Here is a 6,310-nt window from a genome sequence, read left to right as displayed (position 1 = left end):
TACGGTCGCTGAGCGAAGTCGAAGTGATGGTCTACCTGTCTACCTTGTCTTACCTCAACCCCAATCTTAAAAAACCTACCCTTGTGAGATCTCCCCCTCACCCCATCTCCCTCAAAAACCACGAGTCACCTGATCCAACTGTTCCACCTCTTCAGGCGTTAAACTCCATCCCAACGCCCCAGCGTTTTGCTGGGCTTGCTGGGCAGTTTTCGCCCCCGGAATCGGCACGACACCTTGGGCAATTAACCAATTTAGCGCTACCTGGGCGGGCGTGCGATCATATTTTTCCCCCAATTGACGCAACAGTTTAATCACAGGGGCTATCTTCTCCAACCCCCCTTTGCTAAAACGCGGATCAAGCTGACGCGCCCCTGTGGGTTTCACATCGTTTTCTGGGGTGTACTTCCCGGTTAATAATCCTTGGGCTAAAGGACTATACGCCAAAATCGTTACCCCCAATTCCCGCGCCGTATCCAAAATCCCATTCCGCTCAATTTTCCGCTCTAGTAGGGAATATTGCACCTGATTCACCGCCAAGGGAATTCCTCTAGCCGCAAGATAACCATGCGCCTCCCGCATTTGTTCGGCGGAGTAATTACTCACCCCCACCGTGGCGATTCTCCCCCGTTGCACTTCATCCGCTAGGGCATTCATTAAGGTTTCTTGACTCATGAAGAAGCTAAAGGGAGAATGAACCTGATACAGTTCTACTTGCTCAACCTGTAACCGTTTTAAGCTAGCCGTTAAAGCGTCAGATACCGACTGTGACGTAAACCGCCAGGGAACCGGGAAATATTTGGTGGCTATCTGGGCTGGACGCCCTAATTCTTTCATAAATCGTCCCAACAGCGACTCGGATTCTCCTAATCCGTACACTTCCGCCGTGTCAAAAAAGCTGACTCCCGCATCTAAGGTAGCGGCAAAGGCGTCTCGTACCTGAGATATCCCATAATCTTTGCCGTAGCCCCAAAACAGCCTATCGCCCCACGCCCAAGTGCCAATGCCGACGCTGGTTACGGTGGGACCATTTTCAGCTAAGGTGGTTGTCTGGATTGTCATTCCCTGCGCTCCGAGTTTGTTACATTTCTTAATGTTTATTGTATCGGGTTTTGCTGGTGGGGACTTTTACGATCGCGACACCCGTTCCGGCAAAGTCGTCTTCGTTGCGGGTCACCAGATGCAGAGAATGAAGGGCGATCGCGGCAATCACGGAGATAGGTCATAGGACAAAACGCCTTTGTGTTCCCAAGCAATCACCCTAACGTCGTAAAACGTTTCGATCCAAACCTTAGCACCACATCTGGGACTATCGGGACGATAAACAATGCGACATCCTCCCGGTATTTCTACCTCATGTCCATACACGTTAGTCTTGCTGGTTTTGTGTTCCTGCTCCTTTGCTGGCGTGTGGTCGCACCACTTTTTGACCGTAATCACGGGCTGTTGTGAGTTGTGTTTTTGATTCTGTCGAATTCTGTGTGAGTTAACGTGAATGATTGTTTTCGCTGGCTTTCTGGGATTGCGCCAACGGGGTGCCGGACCTCTTTGACCGGGCTTAATGATCGGTTTGCCGTTAAAGAGGGGCATTAACCACATTTTCCCGGTCTTGTAAGCTCCTTCCACTCTGCCTGAAATCAGTAGGACTCTCAGTCGAGCGGTAGAGATGTTTAAAATTTGAGCGGCAACTGCCGTACCGACTATCATCATAACTGTAAGGGTAGCGTAATAGTTTTCAGCCAGGTGGCTGTAAAAATAGTTTACCGCTAGGATGACGTTGTTCCCTCCTGATTAAAGGCGGCGGGTCGGTGCGCGATCGCATGGTGGTTACAGCTTTACTCCAGCAAGAGCCTTCTCAAACGCAGACGATGTATTGTCTTCTGATACAGGATCGGGAGCTTGCTAAAATTCAAAAATTACGGATCAAAAGTTAGTGGAGTTCTAACCCTGCCTTGCCGAAGAAACCCGAAGAGATAGCCAGAGAAAAAATTGACCAACTCCTAACGGCGGCGGGTTGGGTAGTCCAGGATTACCAAGATTTAAATTTAGGTGCGGCTCTGGGTGTCGTGGTGCGAGAATATCCTCTCAAAACGGGTGCGGCTGACTATCTGTTATTTATTAATCGTCAAGCGGCTGGAGTTATTGAAGCGAAAGCTAAAGGTACAACCCTTAGTGGTGTTGAGCTTCAGTCGGGTAAGTATCTTTTTGGTTTACCGTCGAATTTACCTTGTTATCGTAAACCTTTACCTTTTGCTTATGAGAGTACGGGTGATGAGACTTTTTTCCGAGATGAGCGGGATTTAGAACCTCGTTCCCGCCGATTGTTTGCGTTCCATCAGCCAGAGACGTTGAGGGATTGGTTAGGACAGGAAACGACTCTAAGAAACCAGTTAAGGGAACTGCCCAAGATTCAGACAGCCGATTTAAGAAAATGCCAGGAAGAAGCGATCGCGGGTTTATTTCAATCCTTCCGGGACAATCGTCCTAGGGTTTTGATTCAAATGGCGACAGGCAGCGGTAAAACCTATACAGCCGTTAGTTTTATCTACTGGTTGATTAAGTTAGCGGGTGCAGAACGGGTCTTGTTTCTTGTCGATCGGAAGAATTTGGGAGAGCAGACGCTGAAGGAGTTTCAGCAGTATGTGACTCCTGATGATGGGCGTAAGTTTACTGAGTTGTACAATGTCCAGTTACTCTCGTCTAACACGATTGATACGAGAGATACGCTGGCAACAGTTGGACGAGGATTTTACCTACACTGGGAAAGAGTTAGACCGCTCAGTCGTGGCTCAAGACCAGATTAGAACGGTAATCCGGACATTTCGCGATCGCGTATTGACTGAGATTTTTCCGGGTCGTGAGGAAGTGCCCAAAACCCTCGTTTTTGCTAAGGATGATTCCCATGCTGAAGATATTGTCAGGATGATGCGAAAAGAGTTTGCTAAGGGGAATGAGTTTTGTCAGAAGATTACTTATCGGACGACGGGGAAGATCGCATCTGTGACCCCGCCTGTGGTACGGGTGGGTTTTTCCTGATCGCCCATCGCTACCTACACACCCATTATCGCCTCGATAAAGCACAGAAGAAATTTATCAAACACCAGGCTTTTAAAGGTACAGACGTAGCCGATGGCGTCGTGCGCCTCTGTGCCATGAACCTCTACTTACACGGGATTAGCAGTGATGAAAGTCCCATTGAAACCAAAGATAGCCTCATGTCCGACCCAGGCGATCGCTTTGAGATGGTGCTAACCAATCCACCCTTCGGTAAAAAGAGTAGTGTCACCATCTTTAACCAAGAAGGCAAAGCCCAAAAAGAACAAATCGTTTATCAGCGTGATGATTTCTGGGCGACCAGTTCTAACAAACAACTCAACTTCCTCCAGCACGTCAGAACCCTACTCAAAATCCACGGTAAAGCTGCCATTGTCGTCCCTGATAACGTCCTCTTTGAAGGTGGCGCTGGAGAAACCATCCGCCGGAAACTGCTAGAGGCAACTGATTGTAGGGTGTGTTAGCGTAGCGTAACGCACCATTGCCACTATATATAGTGTAGCCGCATAAGTTCTGGGATTTATGATCGCGACACCCATCCTGGCGCTTTGACTTCGTTACATTTGTTCATATTTCTTTGATTTTATCGGGTTTATTGGTTACAGACCCTCAGGAAACGTATAGTTTTATAAGGTCATCCCAAAAAAACGATCGCATCTGAACGTCTATGGAAACCAGTGATTTTACTCAGTCCTCGTCCACTCCCTCATCCCCGGACAAACCCCTGCCCAGAATCAAGATTTTGACCATGTTCCGCCTGGGTTTATTCCAGATGGGGTTAGGGATTATGGCGATTCTCACCTTGGGTATCCTTAACCGGGTGATGATTAGCGAACTTGGGATTAATCCCGCTTATGCTACGGGGGTTTTAGCCATGCATCAATTGGTTGCCCCAGCTAGAATTTGGTTTGGTCAGCTTTCCGATGCTAAACCCCTATTTGGGTATCACCGCAGTGGTTATGTTTGGCTGGGCACCGCCGGATTTACAATCGCGGCTTTTTTGGCGGTTCAGGTGATGTGGCAACTCGGTGAAGCAGTACAAAGGGCTGGAGGCTGGACGTTAAATACAGAGATATTAGGCTGGACAGGGGTATTGGCATTAATTTTTACCCTCTATGGCTTAGCCCTAAGTGCCAGTTCTACCCCATTTACCGCCATGCTGGTGGATGTTTCTGATGAGGACAATCGCTCGAAGTTAATTGGCACAACCTGGTCAATGCTGATGGTGGGTATTATTATTGGCGGGATTACTGGAGGTATCTTGCTCAAAAGCCTTGATCCAGCAGAAACCGCCTCACCGATTGGTGCAGAGGTTCTATCCTCGCCATTAGCCACATTACAGACTCCCCTCAACCGCCTGTTTATCATTGTGCCACTGGTGGTTATGGGATTAGCGATCCTGGCAACTCTGGGAATTGAGAAAAAATACTCCCGCTACGCCTCCCGTTCTAGTTTAGTGGAGCGAGAAGACCAAGTTACCTTGGGTAGGGCGCTGAAAGTGTTAACAGCCAGTCGCCAAACGGGTTTATTTTTCACCTTTTTACTGGTGATGACGATTAGCCTGTTTATGCAGGAAGGTGTGTTGGAACCTTATGGCGCTGATGTCTTTGGGATGCCCATTGGTGAAACGACTCGGCTCAACTCCTATTGGGGATTAGGTACATTAATTGGTGTGAGTACCACAGGCTTTTTAGTCGTACCTCATATTGGTAAACAAAATACGACGAAATTGGGGTGTCTATCCGTAGCCATTAGCTTCTGCCTGATTATTCTAGCCGGATTTACCCAACAGGGGGAGATTTTGAAGCTGGCGATGCTGTTATTTGGTCTAGCGGCGGGAATCACCACGACGGGAGCATTAAGTCTGATGCTGGATCTGACGGCGGCGGAAACAGCCGGAACCTTTATCGGTGCATGGGGATTATCTCAAGCGATGGCGCGGGGGTTAGCTACCTTTATCGGTGGTTGGGTGTTGTCCATTGGAGAAAACCTGTTTACCGCACCTGTGTTAGCGTATGGTTTGGTGTTTGCCTTGCAAGCCGTGGGGATGATTGCCGCGATTGGGTTTTTGGGACGAGTGGACGTGCAAGAATTCCGGAATAATACCAAGCAAGCGATCGCGACGGTTATGGAAAACGATTTAGACGGGTAATATTGTAGGGGCGGGTTTCACTGTTATCATTTTGGGTTGACCCAGATGTAACTCGCGCCTGCCCTGACCTAATGCATGAGGGTGACAATTTCTATCCAGGGACTCTGGATGAGGAATTATATGGATATTTAACCAATGAAGGAATTTTGGGCGTCTGTACTTGAGTTTGCCAAAGAGATTACCAACCATGTCGGTAGCCAACTCCTACCTGATTTTCGCTGCTGTCAGGCGTCACAGAAAGCGGATGGGAGTTTGGTGACAAAAGCGGATCATTGGGCAGATGAGACGATTCGTCGTGCGATCGCGTCTCGGTTTCCTAGTCACGGAATCATCAGTGAGGAAGGGGAACATCTGTTTCCTGATACAGAGTGGTGTTGGATTATCGATCCCTTAGATGGTACGACTAACTTTACACGAGGTATTCCGATTTGGGGGATTTCTCTAGGGTTGCTGTATCATGGTACACCTGTGTTCGGATATGTTCATTTTCCCCCCATTGGGCAATCCTTTCATGGCTTTTGGGCGGGAGAATCTGGATTACCGGATATTATTTCTGGCGCGTTTATGAATGAGTTTTCCATCCACAGTAGCCCCGATGAACTCAGTAGCAATCACTTTTTCAACCTTTGCTCTCGCAGTACCTCCCTCTTACAGCAACCCTTCCCCTGTAAAATTCGGATGTTAGGGGTTGCCAGTTATAACTTCATCACCGTTGCCACAGGAGCCGTTCTTGGCGGGATAGAAGCAACGCCGAAGATTTGGGATATTGCTGGGGCGTGGGTGATTGTGAAAGCCGCGGGTGCGGTTTGGGTGTCGTTGGAGTCAGACCCAATTTTCCCGTTGAAAGCAGGTCAAGATTATGGTGAGCGATCGTTTCCCACGCTGATTGTCAGCCGTTCTGAATTAGTGGATGTGTTCAAATCCTATATCCAACAAAATTAGCTCCCCTAGCCAGACGTTTTACCGGAGGTTGTAGAGACGTAGCATGCTACGTCTCTACAACCCACGCTTCCCCCATCACCCCCTTTCCCCATCACCCCATCACCCCATCACCCCATCACCCCCTTTCCCCATCACCCCATCACCCCATCACCCCCTCACCCCCTT

General features: G+C 48.7%; 7 protein-coding genes. 5 read left to right on the top strand and 2 right to left on the bottom strand.

The genetic code is table 11. The features are described 5' to 3' along the window. Positions 1-111: 111 nt before the first annotated feature. Both ACLFWI_RS24925 and ACLFWI_RS24920 read right to left on the bottom strand, forming a co-directional pair. Positions 112-1,059: an aldo/keto reductase gene (locus ACLFWI_RS24925; RefSeq protein ID WP_446415159.1), complete on the bottom strand. Its 948-nt coding sequence runs from the start codon at positions 1,057-1,059 to the stop codon at positions 112-114. Between the two features lie 147 nt (positions 1,060-1,206). Further along, the gene (locus tag ACLFWI_RS24920; RefSeq protein WP_446415158.1) at positions 1,207-1,707 is read right to left on the bottom strand and encodes a DNA-binding protein; all 501 of its coding nucleotides are present in this window, start codon (positions 1,705-1,707) and stop codon (positions 1,207-1,209) included. 242 nt (positions 1,708-1,949) lie between these two features. Here ACLFWI_RS24920 and ACLFWI_RS24915 point away from each other — a divergent pair, with 242 nt between their 5' ends. The 5 genes from ACLFWI_RS24915 (at position 1,950) to ACLFWI_RS24895 (ending at position 6,145) form a co-directional block, all read left to right on the top strand. Then, positions 1,950-2,801: a DEAD/DEAH box helicase family protein gene (locus ACLFWI_RS24915; protein ID WP_446415157.1), complete on the top strand. Its 852-nt coding sequence runs from the start codon at positions 1,950-1,952 to the stop codon at positions 2,799-2,801. Continuing rightward, positions 2,782-3,033: a hypothetical protein gene (locus tag ACLFWI_RS24910; RefSeq protein ID WP_446415156.1), complete on the top strand. Its 252-nt coding sequence runs from the start codon at positions 2,782-2,784 to the stop codon at positions 3,031-3,033. The genes ACLFWI_RS24915 and ACLFWI_RS24910 overlap by 20 nt, the downstream gene beginning before the upstream one ends. Further along, complete coding sequence (locus ACLFWI_RS24905; RefSeq protein ID WP_446415155.1) at positions 2,955-3,515, top strand: HsdM family class I SAM-dependent methyltransferase; 561 nt, start codon at positions 2,955-2,957, stop codon at positions 3,513-3,515. The genes ACLFWI_RS24910 and ACLFWI_RS24905 overlap by 79 nt, the downstream gene beginning before the upstream one ends. 203 nt (positions 3,516-3,718) lie before the next feature. Beyond that, positions 3,719-5,203 carry a BCD family MFS transporter gene (locus ACLFWI_RS24900; RefSeq protein WP_446415154.1) on the top strand — a complete coding sequence of 495 codons (1,485 nt, stop codon included), beginning with the start codon at positions 3,719-3,721 and terminating at the stop codon, positions 5,201-5,203. Between the two features lie 135 nt (positions 5,204-5,338). Then, the gene (locus ACLFWI_RS24895) at positions 5,339-6,145 is read left to right on the top strand and encodes an inositol monophosphatase family protein (RefSeq protein ID WP_446415153.1); all 807 of its coding nucleotides are present in this window, start codon (positions 5,339-5,341) and stop codon (positions 6,143-6,145) included. The last annotated feature ends 165 nt before the right edge of the window (positions 6,146-6,310 follow it).

The sequence above is a fragment of the Coleofasciculus sp. genome, from assembly GCF_046539235.1.
Lineage (GTDB): Bacteria > Cyanobacteriota > Cyanobacteriia > Cyanobacteriales > Coleofasciculaceae > Coleofasciculus.
The sequence above is the reverse complement of the archived record's forward strand: the minus strand, read 5'-3'. Positions and strand labels throughout refer to the sequence as shown.